The sequence below is a fragment of the Lysobacter cavernae genome (assembly GCF_042648505.1).
Classification (GTDB): domain Bacteria; phylum Pseudomonadota; class Gammaproteobacteria; order Xanthomonadales; family Xanthomonadaceae; genus Lysobacter_L; species Lysobacter_L cavernae.
In genome coordinates this window covers 210,769-228,867 of sequence record NZ_JBHRXK010000002.1, presented here as the reverse complement: position 1 = coordinate 228,867, position 18,099 = coordinate 210,769, and the positions used below count along the sequence as shown (strand labels likewise).

Below are 18,099 nucleotides of genomic sequence, written 5' to 3'. Positions count from 1 at the left end.
GTTTGTGATGCCAACCTGGACGCTTCAGTCCTCAGCGCGTTGTCGCATCGTCGCGCAGCAGCGCCATGGCCTGCATGCGCGACCGCACGCCCAGCTTGCCGAAGATGCGGGTGAGGGCATTGCGCACCGTCTTGTCGCTGATGAACAGCGTCGCGGCGATCTCGGAATTCGTGTGGCCCGCCACCAGTCCGGCGACGATCTCGCGCTCGCGCTCGGTCAGCGTGGACAGCGCCGGTTTCTCCTGGCCCTTGCACAGGAACTGCAGCGTCTCCTCGCAGAATCGGCTCCAGGCCGGCTCGTTTTCCAGCAGCACGTGATTGCGCGATTCGAGCTCGACGAAGCGCGAATCGGGTATCCCCGCGGCGAGCAGGCGACCCTCCTGCAGTGGCACCACGCCGTCCTGGCGGGCGTGCAGCACCAGCGTCGGCGTGGCGACCTGGCCGAGCAGTGCGGTGACGTTGACGCGCGCGCGCGACTCCAGCAGCGCGCCGGCCGCTTCCGCCGTCGTGGTGGTGCGCGCCAGTTCGTTGAACCAGTGCACTTGCGCTTCGGTGGCGTCGGGAATGAAACGCGCGGTGAACAGTTGCCGGAACACCGGGTTCTGGTCGGCCCAGCCGCCGCGCGCGATGTCGACGATGGCATGGTACATGCGCGCGGCCTCGGCATCGTCGCGTTCGTACGCACCGCGCGCGTAGCCGCCGTACAGCAGCAGGTGCGAGACGCGGTGCGGATGCTTGATCGCGTACGCCACGCACGCCGCCGCACCCTGTGAGATGCCCATCAGCGCGAACGGTCGATCGAGGTCCGCTGCGTCGATCACCGCTTCCAGATCCGCCAGCCAGTGATCGAGCGACAGGCCGCGTGCATCGCCGCCGGTCATGCCGCAACCGCGCTCATCGTAGCGGATGAAGCGGAAGTGCTCGCCGAAGAAGCGCACCCAGTGGCGCCAGATCGAGCTTTCCACGTCGTATTCGAGATGGCTCAGCCAGTTGGCGGCCTTGACCAGGGGCATGCCCGAGCCCATCGATGCCCAGGCAAGTCGCGTGCCATCGCCGGTGGTGAGGTAACGGATCGACTGCCTCATCGCGGAGGAACCCTGTCTGCACCCGGCCGCAGTCTAGACGGGACAAACCTCACCTGGTAGCGGCATGCCGTGGCGCGTGCCGGGACATCGTTCCCCTGTTTCGACCCATGGGTGCGGGCGATGCTGCCGCACCTTCCCAACGGCCGGCCGCGTGTCCCCCGACGCGCTCCGGCGCATCGAGGCTGCGATGAAACGTACCCTGATCCTGCTCTACGGCGTGGCGTGCTACCTGGTGTTCTTCGCCACGTTCCTCTACGCCATCGGTTTCGTCGGCAACCTGTGGGTGCCCAAGGCGATGGATTCGACGCGCGACTCCAGCCTGGGCCTGGCGCTGGCCATCGACCTGGCGCTGCTGTCGGTGTTTGCCCTGCAACACAGCGTGATGGCGCGGCCCGCGTTCAAGCGTGCATGGACGCGCGTGATTCCCGAAAGCGCCGAGCGCAGCACCTACACGTTGCTGTCGAGCCTGGCCCTGATCGTGTTGTTCTGGCAGTGGCGTCCCATCGGCGGCGTGGTGTGGAACGTGGAGAACGAGATCGCGCGCGTGGCGCTGTACGCTGCCTTCGCATTCGGCTGGGCCCTGGTGCTGGTGTCGACGTTCCTGATCAATCACTTCGACCTGTTCGGCCTGCGCCAGGTGTGGCTGCAGTTCCGCGGTCGTCCGTATCGGTCGCTGGGGTTCAAGACACCCGGCCCGTACCGGCTGGTCCGGCATCCGCTCTACGTCGGCTGGTTCTTCGCTTTCTGGGCGACGCCGACGATGACCGTCACCCACCTGCTGTTTGCCGTGATGACCACCGCCTACATCCTCATCGCGATCCGCCTGGAAGAGCGTGACCTGCTCGACACGTTGCCCGAGTACGCGCAGTACCGCCGCGATGTGCCGATGCTGGTGCCCGGCGCGCGCCGCGCGTCACGCCGGGCGGTGCAGTCGGCGCACCCGTAGCCTCAACTGCCTGTCGTCCAGCCCAGCCCCACGGTGAATGCCCGCCCGGCGCCCGGCTCGAAATAGCGCTCGTTGCCCTCGTTGACGATCACCGAGCCGACGTAATCGCGGTCGAACAGGTTGTCGATGCGCACGAAGCCGTGCCAGCCCGGGCTGCGCGCTCGCCATTGCAGGCGCAGCGCGAAGCGCGCGTAGCCGGGCGCGGCATCGCTGTTGCGGTCGTCGGTGGCAATGCGGTCGCTGGCGCGGGCCTCCAGGGCAATCAGCGTGTGCGTGTCGGCACTGCTCCAGGCCAGTTCGGCATAACCGTCGGCACGCGGAATGCCGGGGATGCGGTTGCCGGCCGCGACCTGGCGCAGTTGCTCGCTGCCGCCGCTGACCACGCGGTAGCTGAAGTCCTCGCGGAAGGTCGCGCGCAACCAGTTCAGCGTCAGCGCGTAGCTCCACTGTGCACCGAGCCGTGCGTCGAGTCCGGCCTCGATACCCTCGCGACGGGTGCGTCCGGCGTTGGCGAAGCTGGCGCGGCCGCCACGGCTGTCGGCCGGCACGATCTCATCGCTGCCGTCGATGCGGTACGCCGCGACGTTGGCGTTGGTCGATGCGAAACGCCAGCGCGCACCGACCTCGGCCGAGTCGAACCGCGCCGGCTGCAGATCGCGGTTGAAACCGGCGCCGCCGTCGGGGCGGTAGGCCAGCTCGGTCACCGTCGGCGTCTCGAAGCCGCGGCCGAGGCTGGCGAACACTTCGCCCTGCGTGAACGCGCGCGCCACGCCCAGCGACGCCGCTGTCTCGTCGTAGTCCAGGCGGCCGCTGTCGTCGCCGTTGCCCGGCGCCTGGTAGTGGTCGTCGGAGGCGAACGCCAGGCGCGAATGGCGCACCGCGCCGAGCAGGTTCCAGTGCTCGGCCGGTCGCACGTCGCCGATCACGTAGGCCTCGCGGCTGCGGATGCGGTTGTCCTCGTCGCGGCGCAGGCGACCGCGCACGCCCAGTTGCACGCCGTCGGCATCGGCGACGAAGTTCTCGTAACCACGCCGCGCCTCGTCCAGTTGCCCGGCTTCCACGCCGATCGCGAGCGCGCCGTGCGTGCCGCTCCAGCGGTGGCCCAGGTCGAGTCCGGCCGAGCGACGGCCCAGGTCGATCACGCCGCCGGCGCTGCTCGGCGCGCGCTGTGCCACGACCGGCAGCGCCAGGTACTGCACCACGTCGCGACGGATGCCGTAGCCGCCCAGCCAGAGCTCGCGGCCGGGTGCATACGCGTCCTCCCAGCGCAGTCCGAGCTGGCGGTTGTCGATGCGTTTGCGCGTGTCGAACAGCAGCGCCGCCGGGTCAGTGCCGTGCGGCTCGCGCTGCCATTGCGCGCGGGTCAGCCCGAGCGGGTCGTCGGTGTCCGGTTGCGACAACCCGCCCAGCACCAGTCGCAGGCGGCGATCGGCGGTCGGCGACCATTGCGCGACCGCGTCCAGTTGCGCGCGTTCGGCGGCACTGTGCGGGCGCTCGCCGGCGCTGGCGAAGTGGCTGCCGAGCACCCGCCAGCGCCACGCATCGTCCGTGCTGCCGCCGGCGAGTCCGGCCGCGAGGCGGTGGCTGTCGTGCTCGCCGACCCAGCCGTCGACGCCGGCGCCGGGTTCGCCGTCAAGCGCGATGTGGCCGACGATCGTGCCGCCGGCGGCGTTGCCGTACTGCAGCGCCAGCGGCCCGCGCAGCACCTCGATGCGGTCGAGCGCGCCGAGCGGAAAACCCGCCGCCTGGCCCTGGCCGTCCAGTGCCGACGACGGGATGCCGTCGACGACCAGCTTGATGCCGCGGATGCCGAAAGTGGAGCGCGCGCCGAAGCCGCGGCTCTGGATCTGCAGGTCCTGCGCGTAGTTCTGCCGGTCCAGCACGGTGATGCCCGGTGCCCGCACCAGCGCTTCGGACAACGAGACCTGGCGCTGGCCGGCGCGCAGCGTGGCGCCGTCGAGCACGGTCACCGCGCCGGGAAAATCGGCCAGCGCACGGCGTCCGCCGAGCACCTCCACCGTGTCCAGGGTCGCCGCCGCGGTCTCGGCGCGCGTCTGCGCGTGCAGCCCGGTCGGCGCCAGCGCGATGGCCAGCGCGATCGGCGCCACGTCCGCCCAGTGGCCGAGTGTGGCCGCTCGCCGCGACCGGCGCCGTAACAACCACCGCGCCCCCCGGTTCGCGCCGGGGCGGGCAGGGAGCGTGGCACCGGCGTCGCCTGGAGAGGAATCGATCATGAAAACCACAGTCCGTTCGCTGTTCATCTGGGCCATTGTCGCCGCTGCAAGCAGCACTGCGTTGGCCCAGCAGTCGCCGCCGCCCGCCGCTGCCCAGCGCCTGCCGATGGACCTCAACAACGACGGTGCCGTGACCGCTGACGAGCACGCCGCGGCTGCGCGCCAGGTGTTCGAACGCATGGATGCCAACCACGACGGCAAGGCCACGCGCGAGGAAATGATCGCTTTCCAGCAGGCGATCATCCGCGCCTCGCAGGCGGCGGCACCGCGACCGCCGGCCGCCGCCGCGCCGCCGCAGAAGTAGCCGCAGCGCGCTCACGTTGTCCGCCATCATGCGGCGCCGGCACCGCGCGCCTCACCATGCGCCAACGTAGGGCGGCACTAAGCGGCCCTGCATCTTTGGTCGTACGCACTCGACCCGGGTTGCGGTTGGATGGCCCTGCTAGAATCCGGGCTCTAATCCCCGTCCCCACACGAGGCGCGGCCAAGGGGCCGCGATACGCATGACGTCTCTCCACGCTGTGATCAACGACCTGCTGCAGAACGACCCGGACCCGACTGAAACCCGCGAGTGGATCGAATCGGTCCAGGCTGTCATCGAGCGCGAAGGCGCGCAGCGCGCCCACCAGTTGCTGGAAGGCATGGTCGAGGTCACCCGTCGCGCCGGCGCGCACCTGCCGTTCCAGTCGACCACCGACTACATCAACACCATTCCCGCGCACCTGGAGGCCAAGAGCCCCGGCGACGCCGCGATGGAATGGCGCATCCGCTCGATCATCCGCTGGAACGCGATGGCGATGGTGGTGCGCGCCAACCGCAAGCCCGGCGACCTCGGCGGCCACATCGCCAGCTTCGCCTCGGCGGCGACCCTCTATGACGTCGGCTTCAACCATTTCTGGCGCGGCCCCGAGGGCGACCACCCCGGCGACCTGATCGGCATACAGGGCCACAGCTCGCCGGGCATCTACGCGCGCAGCTTCCTCGAAGGCCGCATCAGCGAAGACCAGCTCGAGAACTTCCGCATGGAAGTCGACGGCCGCGGCGTCAGCTCCTACCCGCACCCGTGGCTGATGCCGGATTACTGGCAGGTACCGACCGTGTCGATGGGCCTGGGACCGCTCGCCGCGATCTACCAGGCGCGCAACTGGAAGTACCTGGAAGGCCGCGGCCTGATGCCGAAGTCCGACCGCAAGGTCTGGGCCTTCCTCGGCGACGGCGAGACCGACGAGCCCGAGAGCCTGGGCGCGATTTCGGTCGCCGGCCGTGAAGGCCTCGACAACCTGGTGTTCGTCGTCAACTGCAACCTGCAGCGCCTCGACGGCCCGGTGCGCGGCAACGGCAAGATCATCCAGGAGCTGGAAGGCCAGTTCCGCGGCGCCGGCTGGAACGTCATCAAGACCATCTGGGGCAGCTACTGGGACCCGCTACTGGCGCGCGACACCACCGGCAAGCTGCGCGAGCTGATGATGGAAACCGTCGACGGCGAGTACCAGAACTGCAAGGCGTTCGGCGGCAAGTACACGCGCGACAATTTCTTCGGCAAGTACCCGGAAACCGCGCAGCTGGTCGCCAACCTGTCCGACGACGACATCTGGCGCCTCAACCGCGGCGGCCACGACCCGCACAAGGTCTACGCCGCCTACCACGAGGCCAGCCAGACCAAGGGCGTGCCGACCGTGATCCTGGCCAAGACGGTCAAGGGCTACGGCATGGGCGCGGCGGGCGAGGCGCTCAACCCGACCCACGGCACCAAGAAGATGGACGACGCCGACGTGCGCACGTTCCGCGACCGCTTCAACATTCCGGTGACCGACGCCCAGCTGGCCGACAGCGCGGTGCCGTTCTACCACCCGGGCGCGAACTCGCCGGAAGTGGAATACATGCACGAGCGCCGCAAGGCCCTCGGCGGCTTTCTGCCGCAGCGCCGCCGCAAGTCCACCGCGTCGCTGGACGTGCCGGCGCTGGAAACCTACGAGCGCCTGCTCAAGACCACCGGCGAGCGCGAGATCAGCACGACCATGGCGTTCGTGCAGATGCTCAACATCACCCTGCGCGACAAGCAGGTCGGCCCGCGCTGCGTGCCGATCGTTGCCGACGAAGCGCGAACCTTCGGCATGGAAGGCCTGTTCCGCCAGATCGGCATCTACTCGCCGCACGGCCAGAAGTACAAGCCGGTCGACCGCGACCAGCTCATGTACTACCGCGAGGACACCGCGGGCCAGGTGCTGGAAGAAGGCATCACCGAAGCCGGCGCGTTCTCGTCGTGGCTCGCTGCTGCGACCAGCTACAGCACCAACGACCTGCAGATGCTGCCGTTCTACATCTACTACTCGATGTTCGGCTTCCAGCGCATCGGCGACAGCGCCTGGCAGGCGGCGGACATGCGTGCACGCGGCTTCCTGCTGGGTGCCACCGCGGGCCGCACCACGCTCAACGGCGAAGGCCTGCAGCACGAGGACGGCCACGGCATGGTCCAAGCCGGCCTGATCCCCAACTGCCGCAGCTACGACCCGACCTTCAGTTTCGAAGTCGTCACGATCATCCAGCACGGCATGCAGCGCATGCTCGCCGAGCAGCAAGACGAGTACTACTACGTCACCCTGATGAACGAGAACTACACCCACCCGGACATGCCCGAGGGCAGCGCCGAGGGGATCATCAAGGGTATGTATTTGCTGAAGGACGCCGGCAAGGCCAAGAAGGGCGAGCTGCGCGTGCAGTTGCTCGGCAGCGGCACCATCCTGCGCGAAGCCATCGCCGCGGCCGAACTGCTCGACAAGGACTTCGGCGTCAGCGCCGACATCTGGAGCTGCCCGAGCTTCAACGAGCTCGCCCGCGACGGCGTCGACGTCATCCGAGCCAACCGCCTCGACCCGGAAGCCAAGGCGCCGCGCAAGCCGTACGTCACGCAGCTGCTGGAAGGCCGCCAGGGCCCGGCCATCGCCGCCACCGACTACATCCGCGTCTACGCCGACCAGATTCGCGAGTTCGTGCCGATGCGCTACACCGTGCTCGGCACCGACGGCTTCGGCCGCTCGGACACCCGCGCCAACCTGCGCCGGCATTTCGAGGTGGACCGCTTCCACATCGCCCACGCCGCCATCGCGGCGCTTGCGGCGGAAGGGAAGATGACGGCGAAGGACGTGGCGCGGGCGATCAAGCAGTACAAGATTGATATTGAGAAGCCGAATCCGATTGGGGTTTGAGCCAGGTTCTGTAGCGTCGCAATCGTTGAGACGAAGCTGGCTAACATGACGGCAACTGCAAAGGAAGCTCGTATTTATGGCAGACGAAACGGACCTTGACGCGACAGCGCCAAAGCGTCGCCGTGCGACCAGGGCCGACAACGTTACGTCAACTGTCGCGAAGAAGAGCGGCCGCAAAAGCCTTCAATCCCACGGTAAGAATTCCAAGGTTTACGTTCCCGTCATTCTTAAGTTGTTTCAGGATCGTTGGCGGCCGGGCGCCTCGACCGTAGTGTTTTCGCTCGATGACGTGCGTACTGCGGTGGAGGCTGTGCGCGCAGTGTCCGACAACCCAGATGCAATATCGTCCCGCAACCCGGCCGACGTGATCTATCGCATGCGCTCGCGTACGAAGCTGCCCGACGAAATTTTGGCGAAGGGCTTTCACGTCTTGCGTGCCGTTGGGCGTGGCCGGTATCAGTTCGAAAAGGCGTCGAGCGGCATCATGGAGGTGCCGGTTTGTGAACTTACGCTCGCGATCGACCAAACGCCGATGCCGGTGCGACGGCTCTTGCCTGAGACAATGGCCGAAATGGACGAACAAGCATTGCTGTCTGTCGTCGGGTATTGCCAGCTTCTCGACCACTTTACCGGCATGAAGGTTTACCGGCTGCGCTCGCACGTTCGCAAGAGCGTGCCCGGAATCGGGCAAGCCGAACTCGACGCGATCGACGTAGGCATTGCATCCGGCGATGACGACGTGCCGGTCGTATTTCCGATCGAAGCCAAGGCCGTATCGGATGAGCTCAATCGCGCACAGGTTTTCAACATGATCCAGTACGCGGCGCACTACTTCCCCGGATTAAAAGTCCGGCCGCTCGCATTGAAGGTCGATTATCAATCGGCCGTGCATCTTGTTGAGTTCAACATAGCGTCTCGCCCCGGCGAACTGCGCATCGTTCGTAGCGCTAGTTACGTTATCAACACGTCGGAGGCTCAAATCGCAATGATCCGCACAACTAATGTGCCGAAACAATGACGAAGCATGTGCCAACAGGAATCGAGTTGTTCGCTGGTTGTGGCGGGATTTCGACAGGGTTCCTCGACGCCGGACTAAACGTCGCGGCCGGGTTTGAACTCGATGCTCGTGCCGTTGACGCGTACAACTACAACCATGCTTACCGGGGAAGTCGTGGTTTCATCTCGGACCTTAACGTTGCGGCAGGTGCTGAACTGCTTAGTCATGCGAAGGTCAATCGTGCCGACTTCGTAATCGGGGGACCGCCGTGCCAGCCATTTTCGATTGCCGGAAAGCGGCAGGGCAAGCGCGACACTCGCGCCAATCTTATCGGGCACTTCATTCGCATCGTTGATGAGCTCAAGCCTTCCGCATTCATGCTCGAGAACGTGCCAAATCTGGCGACGATATCTGGCGGCGAAATTCTTGACGAAGTGAAGTCCGAATTGCGGGCGCTTGGTTATTCGGTCGGACACGCCGTCGTGTCAGCTGCCGACTATGGCGTGCCGCAAAATCGAAAGCGCCTTGTCGTGCTCGGTGTGAAAGGAAACAAGGAGGTTCGCTTCCCGATGCCGACGCATGGCACGGTCGAGCGCCAGTACATGTCCGCATCGGATGCAATCGACGATTTGCCGGACGCCGGCGAGTTTGGCGAACACGGTGTCTACAATCATGAGCCCACAGTGCATTCGGCCGATATGGTCGAACGTCTGAGCAAGTTGCAGCCCGGCAAGCGTGAGCGGGGATCGTTCCACGATCGTTTGCATCCACAACGCCCGTCGTACACGCTGCGCGCCGGATCAGGCAATTTCAGCCCGCTTCGTCCGGTTCATTACAGGTATAACCGCGTAATCACGGTGCGCGAAAGCGCGCGCTTGCAAGGCTTTTCAGACGATTTTCGTTGGCCCGATCGTATCCCCCGCTTACAGCAATATCGCCAAGTCGGGAACGCCGTGCCGCCGCTAATGGCAAGGGCGTTTGCCGAATGTCTCGCCGAACAATTGGGTTGGAAGCTAGACCCGGCGGCATTCGTGGGAGATCCCTCGGTGCGCGAACCTGCCTACACGCTCACAGATGCGGAACGGAAGGCGCTACGGGTCGTAAGGACGCGCGGTGCCTCGCTAGGCAAGGTTGCGCTGGCCAAGGGCTGATATGAGATAGAGTCCGAAACAGGGGTCAGAGTCGACTTTCTCTGTTCTCTGTTCTCTGTTCTCTGGTTCAGGCCCTACTTGCTAGCGAAATCTATTAGCCCGCGTAGGGCGCAATAACCGAAGGGCATTGCGCCGCATGGGATTCCGAAACGGTCAGCATCCGGCGCATTACGACCAAAGGAAGTCCCCGTGGGACGCCTTCGGCTAATGCGCCGTACGAGTTCTTGCTGGAAGCCATGGCCAGGAGATGTGAACTTGGCCCTTGCCATTGGCTACGGAAAGGAGTGGTCCCTTTCCTTGCGGAAAGATGCAGCCACCGGAACAAACAGAACAGGTGCCATCGCCCGCTGCGGCCCGGTGACAGCTACGATCGCGGGATGAAGCGCTTATTGGTTGCCTGCCTGTTGCTCGCCGCGGTCCTCACCGCGCCCGCCTTCGCCCAAGGCCAGTTCAAGGTGCTGGTGGTGGCCATTCCCAACCGCTACCACCACGACTACGCGGTGGTAGCCAAGCCGCAGTTCGAGCGGATGGCGCAGGCGCACGCCTTCGACCTGGACTGGCGCTGGAACACTACGCCTTTCGACGGCGACCTGTCGGGCTACGCGGCCATCGTCCTGCTCAACACGCCCGGCGACGAGCTCAAGGGCGCGCAGCGCGCCGCGCTGGAAGCCTACGTGCGTGCCGGTGGCGGCGTGGTCGCGGTGCATCGTGCGCTGATCTTCAATCCCCCGGGCGACTGGCCGTGGTTTGAAAAGCTGATCGGACGCGCGTTCCGGATCCATCCGATGGTGCAGACCGCAACCGTGCGGGTGGAAGATCCGGCTTTCCCCGCGACTTTCGGCCTGCCCGCGCGCTGGGTGTGGACCGACGAGTGGTACGAGTTCGGCGAACCGCTGGTGCCCAGCCTGCGCACGGTACTGTCGGTGGATGAGCGCAGCTACGACCCGGCCCGTATCTGGCCCGGACAGACCGCGCGCGGCATGGGCGCGGTGCACCCGGTGGCGTGGTACCACGCCTACGACGGTGGTCGGGTCTTCGTCACGGCGCTTGGGCATACGCCGGCGCTGTACGAGGACCGGCTGTACCTGGAGCACCTGTACGGCGGCCTGTGGTGGGCCGCAACCGGCAAGGGCATCGACGCCGCGGCGCCCAAGCTACGCAGCCCGCGGAGGGGTCAATGCCCCAAGGGGACTTCCTCCGGTGCGTAACCGAAGGGCATTGCGCCGTATGGGATCCGAAGCGGTCGACATCCGGCGCATTACGACCAAAGGAAGTCCCCATGGGACGCCTTTTGAATTCGCCCTACGAGTTCTGCCGCTTCAGCAGCTCCTGCGCGTAGCAGCACCAGCCGTGGTAGGCCTTGAGCCGTTGCAGGTAGGACGCGCCGACGCGCTCGCCGCAGACGCGGCGCGCGCCTTCCAGGTGTGAGCGCAGCTCCAGGTGTTCGCGCAGGTGCGCCAGTTTTCGCCGCGCTTCGTTGGCGTCGAGTTCGTCGAGGAAGAAGAACGGCAGTTCCTGCCAGTCCGGATCGACCGAGGACGGGCTGCGGTTCCACTGCAGCAGCGCCTGCCAGCGCATGCGCGCGGACGGGGCCTGCGCACCGCAAGCGCAGGTCGCGGTCCAGGTGCTGCCGTTGCCGACCAGCTCCGGGTACCGCCCGCAGTTGGCGCAGGCGTTGCAGCGCGCGGGCGTGTCGTGGATCGGGTCTTCACTGCCGTAATCGCACCAGGCGTCGGGGAAGCTCTGGCGATGCTGGTCGAAGCGGCGTTGCAGTGAGGCCAGGCGTTGCCGGCGGACTAGGTGCAGCGAGGGGCTGGGATTGGTCGGGTGCATGCCGGGAACGGGCCTGACCTTGGCCCGGTGATCGGCATCCGTGCCTACGCAAGTGGGGGAGTCCACATTGTGCCGACAGCACTGCGGACAGGACGTGAACGGCGATGCTTCCAACTATGGGGTCGGTTTCCACACGGCATGGCGCTGTTCGGGCAACACCATCATTGTGTCGATAGGGAAGGGATGGCGAGCACGCGTATAGCGCACGGCGTTACGGAGGTCGTCGATGCGCGTGGTCAGCAGCGATGAGGAGCGGTCAGTGCTGGGGCGATGGGTATCGCTGCGCTCAACCCATCCTACGTTTTTTGCGGCCGCAGTTCTGACCGACGCCCTGCATGAATACAATCGGCGCAGACCGACAAGGCAACCACCATGGCCGCTTGCAAGCTCCTGTCTCGCTCCTGGATCGCGATCTGTCTGCTCGCCGTTTCTTCGCTCGCCACCGCCGCCGTCAAGCCTGAACCGCGCAACGTCGTCCTGGTCACCCTCGATGGCGTGCGCGTGCAGGAAATGTTCGGTGGCCTGGACGTCGCCGTGCTGCAATCGGCGCTGGGCAAAGACCGCCGGGTCGAAGACCACGATCTGTATCGGCGTTACTGGGCCGCCACGCCGGAAGCGCGACGCGCCAAGCTGATGCCGTTCTTCTGGAACACGCTGATGCAGCAATCCGGGTCGATCGCGGGCAACCCGGCGCGCGGCAGCCGCGTGCAGGTCAGCAACCGGATGCGGATTTCCTATCCCGGTTATGCCGAGTTGCTCACTGGCCAGGCGCGTGATGCGGACGTCACCAGCAACCGCAAGCTGCGCATTCCGTTCCCGACCGTGGCCGAGTTCGTCCGCCGCGAACTGGCACTGCAGCCCGCGCAGGTGGCGACCTTCGCTTCCTGGGAGACCTTCGACTGGATCGCCGAGCACACCGACGGCAACACCTACGTCAACGCCGGCTTCGCGCCGTACCCGGGCAACGACCCGTTGATCCGACAGCTCGATGCCCTGCAACTGCAGGCCCGGGCGTGGCCCGGCGAGCGTTTCGATGTCTTCACGCAGCGTTTTGCACTGGCGCACCTGCAACGGCACCGGCCACGCTACCTGCATATCGCCTATGGCAATACCGATGAGTGGGCGCACGCGGGTGATTACCCCGCCACCTTGCAAGCGCTGGCGCTGGTCGACGGGTACCTGCAGGAGCTGTGGACCTGGCTGCAGTCGCAGCCGCAGTACCGCGATCGCACCACGCTGGTGATCACCACCGACCACGGCCGCGGCAACACGCCCGCGGAGTGGGCCAATCACAATCACGACGTCGAAGGCGCGCAGAACATCTGGCTGGCGATCGTCAGCCCGGACGATGCCCGGCGCGGCGAGTGGCACGCTGCCCCGACCCTGCAGCAGAACCAGGTCGCGGCCACGGTCGCGGCGGCGCTTGGGCTCGACTACGCACGGCAGGACCCGGCAGCGGGCCAGCCCATTGCGCTGCAGCCGCCGAGTCGCTGATCGCGGCGCCGACGCCGGCCACGCGCTCTTTGTCGATCGGCCCGATGCGTTCAACCACGGCGAGCCGGCGGCGCATTCACCCGTGGCCGCCACGACGCGCCCGCTGCGGCGGCACCCGAAACCACGCCAACAGCACCAGCGCGGCAAAGCCGGTGTAGGCCGCGACAAACACCCACCAGGGCGCCTCGAAGAAGATCAGCCGCGAAAGCCAGTGCTCGATGAAGGACGTCTGGTACGCCGCCTGGCCGGCGCGGCTTCGCAGGGCCTGTTCCCACACCGTCAGCGGACACAATGCACCCAGCCAGGCCTGCACGGCGATAAAGGCCATCAGCAGCAGGTGCACCAGGCGCCAGCGGAAGCCGCGCACCCAGCGCCAGCGGCGCCAGCCGCCGACCAGGATCGCCACCGCGCCGAGCACGACGAAGGCGACGGTGCCGACATGCAGGGCCAGGAGGGCGTCGGCCGCCCGGGCCGCGTTCGTGGGCGATAGCGCAAGCATGGCCAGGACTCTACCCAGGTTCGGCGGGGGTGGCGTGCCCGTGGATACGCCAATGCGGGTCGGCTGCCACGCCCGCGGAACGCTATCCGCCCATCCATGTCACCCTCGGACATGCTGCAATGCACAATAATGGCGGCATGACCGCCGCCACGCCTGCCATCGCCGCCTTGTCCCCGCCCGTGCTGTCGCCGCGCCAGGTCAAGTGGATCGTGTTTGCGCTGGCGATGGGCGGCTTCGCCATCGGCACCAGCGAGTTCGTGGTGATGGGGCTGATCACCGAGATCGCCCGCGCCATGGACGTGAGCGAGCCGCAGGTCGGCCATGTCATCAGCGCCTACGCACTCGGCGTGGTGGTCGGTGCGCCAACGCTGGCGATCCTGGGCGCGAAACTGTCGCGGCGCAGCCTGCTGCTGGCGTTGATGGGCTTCTATGCCGTCGGCAACCTTGCCAGCGCGCTGGCGCCCGATTACGTCACGTTGATGCTGGCGCGCTTCGTCGCCGGGCTGCCGCACGGCGCCTACTTCGGCATCGCCGCGCTGGTCGCCGCGCGGATCAGCCCGCCGGAGCAGCGCGGCACCGCGGTGGGCCGGGTGATGCTGGGGCTGTCGATCGCCTTGCTGGTTGGTAATCCGCTGGCGACGTGGCTGGGGCAGGCGTTCGGCTGGCGCTGGGCGTTCGCGCTGGTGTCGGTGATCGCACTGGCGACCGTGGCCATGACCATGCGCGTGCTGCCGCGCGGCATGAACGCACCGCGCCCGGATGCATTGCGCGAGCTGCGCGACTTCAACCGCAAGCCGGTGTGGCTGGCGCTGGGCATCGGCGCGATTGGTTTCGCCGGCATGTTCTGCGTTTTCAGCTACCTGGCACCGACGCTGGTGCACGTCACCGGCGTGCGCCAGTCGTTCATTCCGCTCGGGCTGGTCGCCTTCGGCTTGGGCGGCATCGTCGGCACGCTTGGCGGCGGCTGGCTGTACGACCGCCTGCAGTTCCGCGGTGCCGCCGTCGTGCTGCTGTGGTCGATCGTAGTGCTGCTGCTGTTCCCGCTGGCCGCGCGTTCGTCGTGGACGGTGCTGCCGGCGGTGTTCGCCGTCGGCACGATGGGCGCCCTGGCCACCGTACTGCAGGCGCACCTGATGGACGTCGCCCGCTCCGCGCAGACGCTGGCCGCGGCCTCCAACCACTCCGCGTTCAACATGGCCAACGCGCTGGGCCCGTGGCTGGGCGGCATGGCGATCACCGCCGGCTACGGCTGGACGTCGACCGGCGTCGTCGGCGCCGCCACGGCCGTGATCGGCCTGCTCGTCTACCTTTGGGCGCGCCGCGACGCGCAGCGTTCGGCCGGACTGGCGCTGGAAGGCGAGGGCGGTTGAGCGCGGCGCGACGGCACCGCTTCCAAAGGCGATGGCGCAATTGACCTGATGGACACCGTGTGCGCCCAAGCACAAGCAGCCATGGTGGGTGGGCGGAGATGGATCAGGGCGTATGGTCGAAGCCGATCCCGGGCGGAGCACACTTGCTCAGTTCCATCCTGGAATGGATAGAATTGGGCTTAATCTAGTCCAGTGATGGCCCCGCGGAAAATGGATAGCAACCTTCGCGATGGCGTGCTCGTGCTTGGCTCGACTGGCTTCATCGGGGCGCATCTCGTCGAGCGACTCGATCGGCATGGTTATACCGTTTATGCCTTGGCGCGCTCGGAGCAGAACATCACGCGCGGTCGAATACGACACGTTTCTGGCTCAATGGACGATGCAGAACTGCTGCGCGGCCTCATCTCTCGGTGCAGGCATATCGTCCATGTCGCGGGTTTGACTACACCTTCCACCTCAGCCACCGCACCAGCCGTTGAGATTTCAGGAAATCTTGGAGCTCTGGCCCGGTTGCTGTCATTCGCGAATGAGTTTCCAGATCGCCGCCTCGTCTACATGTCATCGGCCGGTGCCGTCTACGGTGATCACTCGATCAATATCGATGAAGGTGCGTTACTTCGGCCACGTTCATATTATGGAGCGGGTAAAGCTGCCGCCGAGGCTTTCATCCACGCCTGTTCTTCCACCACCAGCTGGCAGTGCGTCGTTCTGCGGCCGAGCAACATCTATGGCCCAGGCCAGTCTCCAGGCAAGGGCTTCGCCATCGTTCCCACGTTATTCACCTGTGCGGCCGACAACACTACTTTCAACATCTGGGGCGACGGTGGCAATGTGCGCGACTACTGCCACGTCTCTGATCTTGTCGACCTGGCTGTGAGGGCGGTAGGGTTTGATGGCGGTCCAAAGTCCGCAATCTACAACGCAGCCTCCGGCGAGGCTGTGTCCATCGTGGAACTTATCTCAGCCTGCGAGCGCAGCACTGGGCGCAAGATCAACGTCAAGTTCCTGCCGTCGCGCAGCGTGGATGTTCCCCACGTCTCGCTGGACACAAAGGCTGCGCGCTCAGCCTACGACTGGGAGGCTCGTATTTCGTTGAATGAGGGGCTCGACATGACTTGGGAGTGGTTCCAAGGGTTGCGGGTTCTCGAACAGACAACCAATTGAATCTGCGACTATGGGAAACATGTCCTCACGCCACTCCGCAGATATCTCAGTCGTAGTCCCCGTTTACGGAGGCGCGGATGCCCTGGTTGAGCTGCACGCACGGTTGGACGCAGCCATGCGCCAACTTGAAAAGCGCTACGAGCTGATCCTCGTCGACGATCGGGGGCAGAACAATGCCTGGCCGACGATCGAGTCACTTAGCCGGTCTTATCCGGAAGTGATTGGCATACGTTTGAGTCGTAACTTCGGCCAGCATGCTGCGACGCTTTGCGGTATTGGCAAGGCGCGCGGTGAATGGATCGTCACGATGGACGATGATCTCGAGCATCCGCCCGAAGCCATTGGCGATCTGCTTGCTGCCGCAGATGGAGACCATCCTCTTGTGTATGGGGTGTTTTCAAAGCGCACGCACGCAAGCTATCGGAACATCACTTCGGAGTTGATGCGGTCCTGCCTCAAGCGGGCCTTCCCCGACATGAACGAGGACTACACCTCGTTCCGGCTGATTCATGCCCGTCTTGCAGAGCAATTGGCGCGATTCGATCTCAATCGTCCCTATGTCGACGGCATGCTGTCGTGGCTGACTTCAAGTGTGCGGACAGTGGCGGTCACGCATGGGGTGCGCGAGCACGGCGAGAGCACCTACACCCTGCGCAAGCTGCTGTCGCACGCCACCAATATCATGGTGACCTATTCGCACCTTCCACTGCGCCTGGTGACTTTTGGTGGAGCCTTGCTCTCCGGGCTGAGCTTTCTGTACCTGCTGTATGTGATCTATGGCCGGCTCACGGGTCAAATAACCGACCCGGGTTACGCATCGTTGATGTCAGTCGTTCTGCTGGCGTGCGGTATCCAACTCCTCATCCTTGGAACAATTGGCGAGTACCTTGGGCGACTCATGGGTGCTGTGTACAGGCGCCCGGTCTATGCTGTTGAGCGCATCAGCTGTAACGACGAGTCAACTGGTGCGCTTCATTCAGCTGACCGATAAAACGGAATCACCGTGATCACTCGCGAATTCGTACGATTCCTGTTGGTCGGCGCGTGCAACACCCTCGTGGCCTATGGTTCCTACCTCCTGCTGGTGCGCTGGCTTCCTTACCCGGCGGCATGGGGTATCGCGTACCTGACAGGTATAGGTTCCGGCTACGTCGCCAATGCCCTGCTCGTCTTCAAGAAAACATTGCAGCGTGGATCGGCGCTGGCATTTCTCTGCATCTATCTTGTGCAGTACCTGGTCAATCTGTTGCTGCTGAAAATTGCGCTTGATGTCCTCGGTCTGCCGCACTGGCTCGCCGCACTGATCGCCATTGGCGTCACCTTGCTCCCCACCTTTCTGCTCGTTCGGCGCAGCATGGGCCGGCGGGCTGCAGGAGCCCCTTCCTGAGCAACAGGTCAGCGCGGTTTGCGACCGCACACCGCGTACTGGGCGCCTATCGGTAGCCATGACAACGCCCGATCCAGCCGCTTCGCCCAGCCGGACTTGAGTGGAACGTAGAACAGGTAGTCGCAGCCCAGCAAAGCGAACCCCTGATCCTGCAGCAATTGCCTGACCTTGCCTGACCGAAGCAGAACTGCGTCGTGGTCAAATGGACAACGCATCACGGCCAGGCGGGTGAGGGGGTTGAGCGGATTATGCTCAAACACCGCGAACAGCCCCCCCGGGCGTGTCACTCGCCAGGCTTCGGCCACGAATGCCGCCCAATCGCTAGGTGGGACGTGATGCATGACGCACACCGTCATCGTCATGTCGAAGCTGCCGTCCGGATAGGGAAGCCGGCCATCTCCCGAGGTGTGGTACTCCGCCCAAGGATTGGCCAACCTCGCTGTATCGATCGCATCGGTCGAGACGTCCACTCCGCTCAATCGATTCAGCCTGCCGGCCAAGGCCGGATGCATGGCGCCGATCCCACAGCCGATATCTAGACACGACGCCCCGACTGCACCGCTTTCCGCGTATCGATCGAGAAGCCTGATGGCATGGTCAGCCTTCCCCTTGAGAAAGTAGTCGACCCCCAGGCCCGAGAAACCGATCGCGTCATTCACGTCGTTTCTGTAGTCCGGGTAACTCTCCCTGGCCCAGCGATTTGATTCAGGCATATCAGCAATCCTGCGATGGGG

General features: G+C 65.4%; 16 protein-coding genes. 11 read left to right on the top strand and 5 right to left on the bottom strand.

Annotated elements, in window-relative coordinates; genetic code table 11:
• Positions 1 to 31: 31 nt before the first annotated feature.
• Positions 32 to 1,084 (bottom strand): alpha/beta fold hydrolase, encoded by a 1,053-nt coding sequence (locus tag ACFOLC_RS05475; protein ID WP_386758222.1) that lies wholly within the window; start codon positions 1,082 to 1,084, stop codon positions 32 to 34.
• Positions 1,085 to 1,271: 187 nt separating this feature from the next.
• Between ACFOLC_RS05475 and mddA the strand changes: the two genes are divergently transcribed.
• The gene (mddA, locus tag ACFOLC_RS05470) at positions 1,272 to 2,030 is read left to right on the top strand and encodes a methanethiol S-methyltransferase (protein WP_386758221.1); all 759 of its coding nucleotides are present in this window, start codon (positions 1,272 to 1,274) and stop codon (positions 2,028 to 2,030) included.
• Between the two features lie 2 nt (positions 2,031 to 2,032).
• Here the strand turns inward: mddA and ACFOLC_RS05465 are convergent, their stop codons facing one another.
• Positions 2,033 to 4,138: a TonB-dependent receptor family protein gene (locus ACFOLC_RS05465; RefSeq protein ID WP_386758220.1), complete on the bottom strand. Its 2,106-nt coding sequence runs from the start codon at positions 4,136 to 4,138 to the stop codon at positions 2,033 to 2,035.
• A gap of 124 nt (positions 4,139 to 4,262) precedes the next feature.
• Here ACFOLC_RS05465 and ACFOLC_RS05460 point away from each other — a divergent pair, with 124 nt between their 5' ends.
• The 5 genes from ACFOLC_RS05460 to ACFOLC_RS05440 all read left to right on the top strand — a co-directional run bounded on the left by ACFOLC_RS05460 (position 4,263) and on the right by ACFOLC_RS05440 (position 10,826).
• A complete protein-coding gene (locus ACFOLC_RS05460; protein ID WP_386758219.1) occupies positions 4,263 to 4,568 on the top strand; it encodes a hypothetical protein in 306 nt (101 codons plus the stop codon).
• A gap of 199 nt (positions 4,569 to 4,767) precedes the next feature.
• On the top strand, positions 4,768 to 7,470 hold the full coding sequence (gene aceE, locus ACFOLC_RS05455; RefSeq protein ID WP_386758218.1) for a pyruvate dehydrogenase (acetyl-transferring), homodimeric type: 2,703 nt from the start codon (positions 4,768 to 4,770) through the stop codon (positions 7,468 to 7,470).
• 76 nt (positions 7,471 to 7,546) lie between these two features.
• On the top strand, positions 7,547 to 8,488 hold the full coding sequence (locus ACFOLC_RS05450; protein ID WP_386758217.1) for a hypothetical protein: 942 nt from the start codon (positions 7,547 to 7,549) through the stop codon (positions 8,486 to 8,488).
• Positions 8,485 to 9,618, top strand: a complete 1,134-nt coding sequence (locus ACFOLC_RS05445; protein ID WP_386758216.1) for a DNA cytosine methyltransferase — start codon at positions 8,485 to 8,487, stop codon at positions 9,616 to 9,618. Before ACFOLC_RS05450 ends, ACFOLC_RS05445 begins: the two co-directional genes overlap by 4 nt.
• 377 nt (positions 9,619 to 9,995) lie before the next feature.
• The gene (locus ACFOLC_RS05440; RefSeq protein WP_386758215.1) at positions 9,996 to 10,826 is read left to right on the top strand and encodes a ThuA domain-containing protein; all 831 of its coding nucleotides are present in this window, start codon (positions 9,996 to 9,998) and stop codon (positions 10,824 to 10,826) included.
• Positions 10,827 to 10,920: 94 nt separating this feature from the next.
• On the opposite strand, the gene ACFOLC_RS05435 is transcribed toward ACFOLC_RS05440, so the two are convergent.
• Positions 10,921 to 11,451, bottom strand: coding sequence for a hypothetical protein (locus ACFOLC_RS05435; protein WP_386758214.1), 531 nt, complete (start codon positions 11,449 to 11,451; stop codon positions 10,921 to 10,923).
• Positions 11,452 to 11,823: 372 nt separating this feature from the next.
• On the opposite strand from ACFOLC_RS05435, the gene ACFOLC_RS05430 reads away from it, so the two are divergent.
• Complete coding sequence (locus tag ACFOLC_RS05430) at positions 11,824 to 12,945, top strand: alkaline phosphatase family protein (RefSeq protein WP_386758213.1); 1,122 nt, start codon at positions 11,824 to 11,826, stop codon at positions 12,943 to 12,945.
• A 76-nt stretch (positions 12,946 to 13,021) separates the two neighbouring features.
• Here the strand turns inward: ACFOLC_RS05430 and ACFOLC_RS05425 are convergent, their stop codons facing one another.
• A complete protein-coding gene (locus ACFOLC_RS05425) occupies positions 13,022 to 13,444 on the bottom strand; it encodes a DUF2784 domain-containing protein (RefSeq protein WP_386758212.1) in 423 nt (140 codons plus the stop codon).
• Between the two features lie 137 nt (positions 13,445 to 13,581).
• Between ACFOLC_RS05425 and ACFOLC_RS05420 the strand changes: the two genes are divergently transcribed.
• From ACFOLC_RS05420 to ACFOLC_RS05405, 4 genes are all read left to right on the top strand, one after another.
• Positions 13,582 to 14,814 (top strand): MFS transporter, encoded by a 1,233-nt coding sequence (locus tag ACFOLC_RS05420; protein ID WP_386758541.1) that lies wholly within the window; start codon positions 13,582 to 13,584, stop codon positions 14,812 to 14,814.
• 210 nt (positions 14,815 to 15,024) lie between these two features.
• Positions 15,025 to 15,978: an NAD-dependent epimerase/dehydratase family protein gene (locus tag ACFOLC_RS05415; protein ID WP_386758211.1), complete on the top strand. Its 954-nt coding sequence runs from the start codon at positions 15,025 to 15,027 to the stop codon at positions 15,976 to 15,978.
• Positions 15,979 to 15,988: 10 nt separating this feature from the next.
• Complete coding sequence (locus tag ACFOLC_RS05410; RefSeq protein WP_386758210.1) at positions 15,989 to 16,969, top strand: glycosyltransferase family 2 protein; 981 nt, start codon at positions 15,989 to 15,991, stop codon at positions 16,967 to 16,969.
• A 12-nt stretch (positions 16,970 to 16,981) separates the two neighbouring features.
• Complete coding sequence (locus ACFOLC_RS05405; protein WP_386758209.1) at positions 16,982 to 17,365, top strand: GtrA family protein; 384 nt, start codon at positions 16,982 to 16,984, stop codon at positions 17,363 to 17,365.
• A gap of 8 nt (positions 17,366 to 17,373) precedes the next feature.
• Here the strand turns inward: ACFOLC_RS05405 and ACFOLC_RS05400 are convergent, their stop codons facing one another.
• A complete protein-coding gene (locus ACFOLC_RS05400) occupies positions 17,374 to 18,078 on the bottom strand; it encodes a class I SAM-dependent methyltransferase (protein WP_386758208.1) in 705 nt (234 codons plus the stop codon).
• Positions 18,079 to 18,099 lie beyond the last annotated feature (21 nt).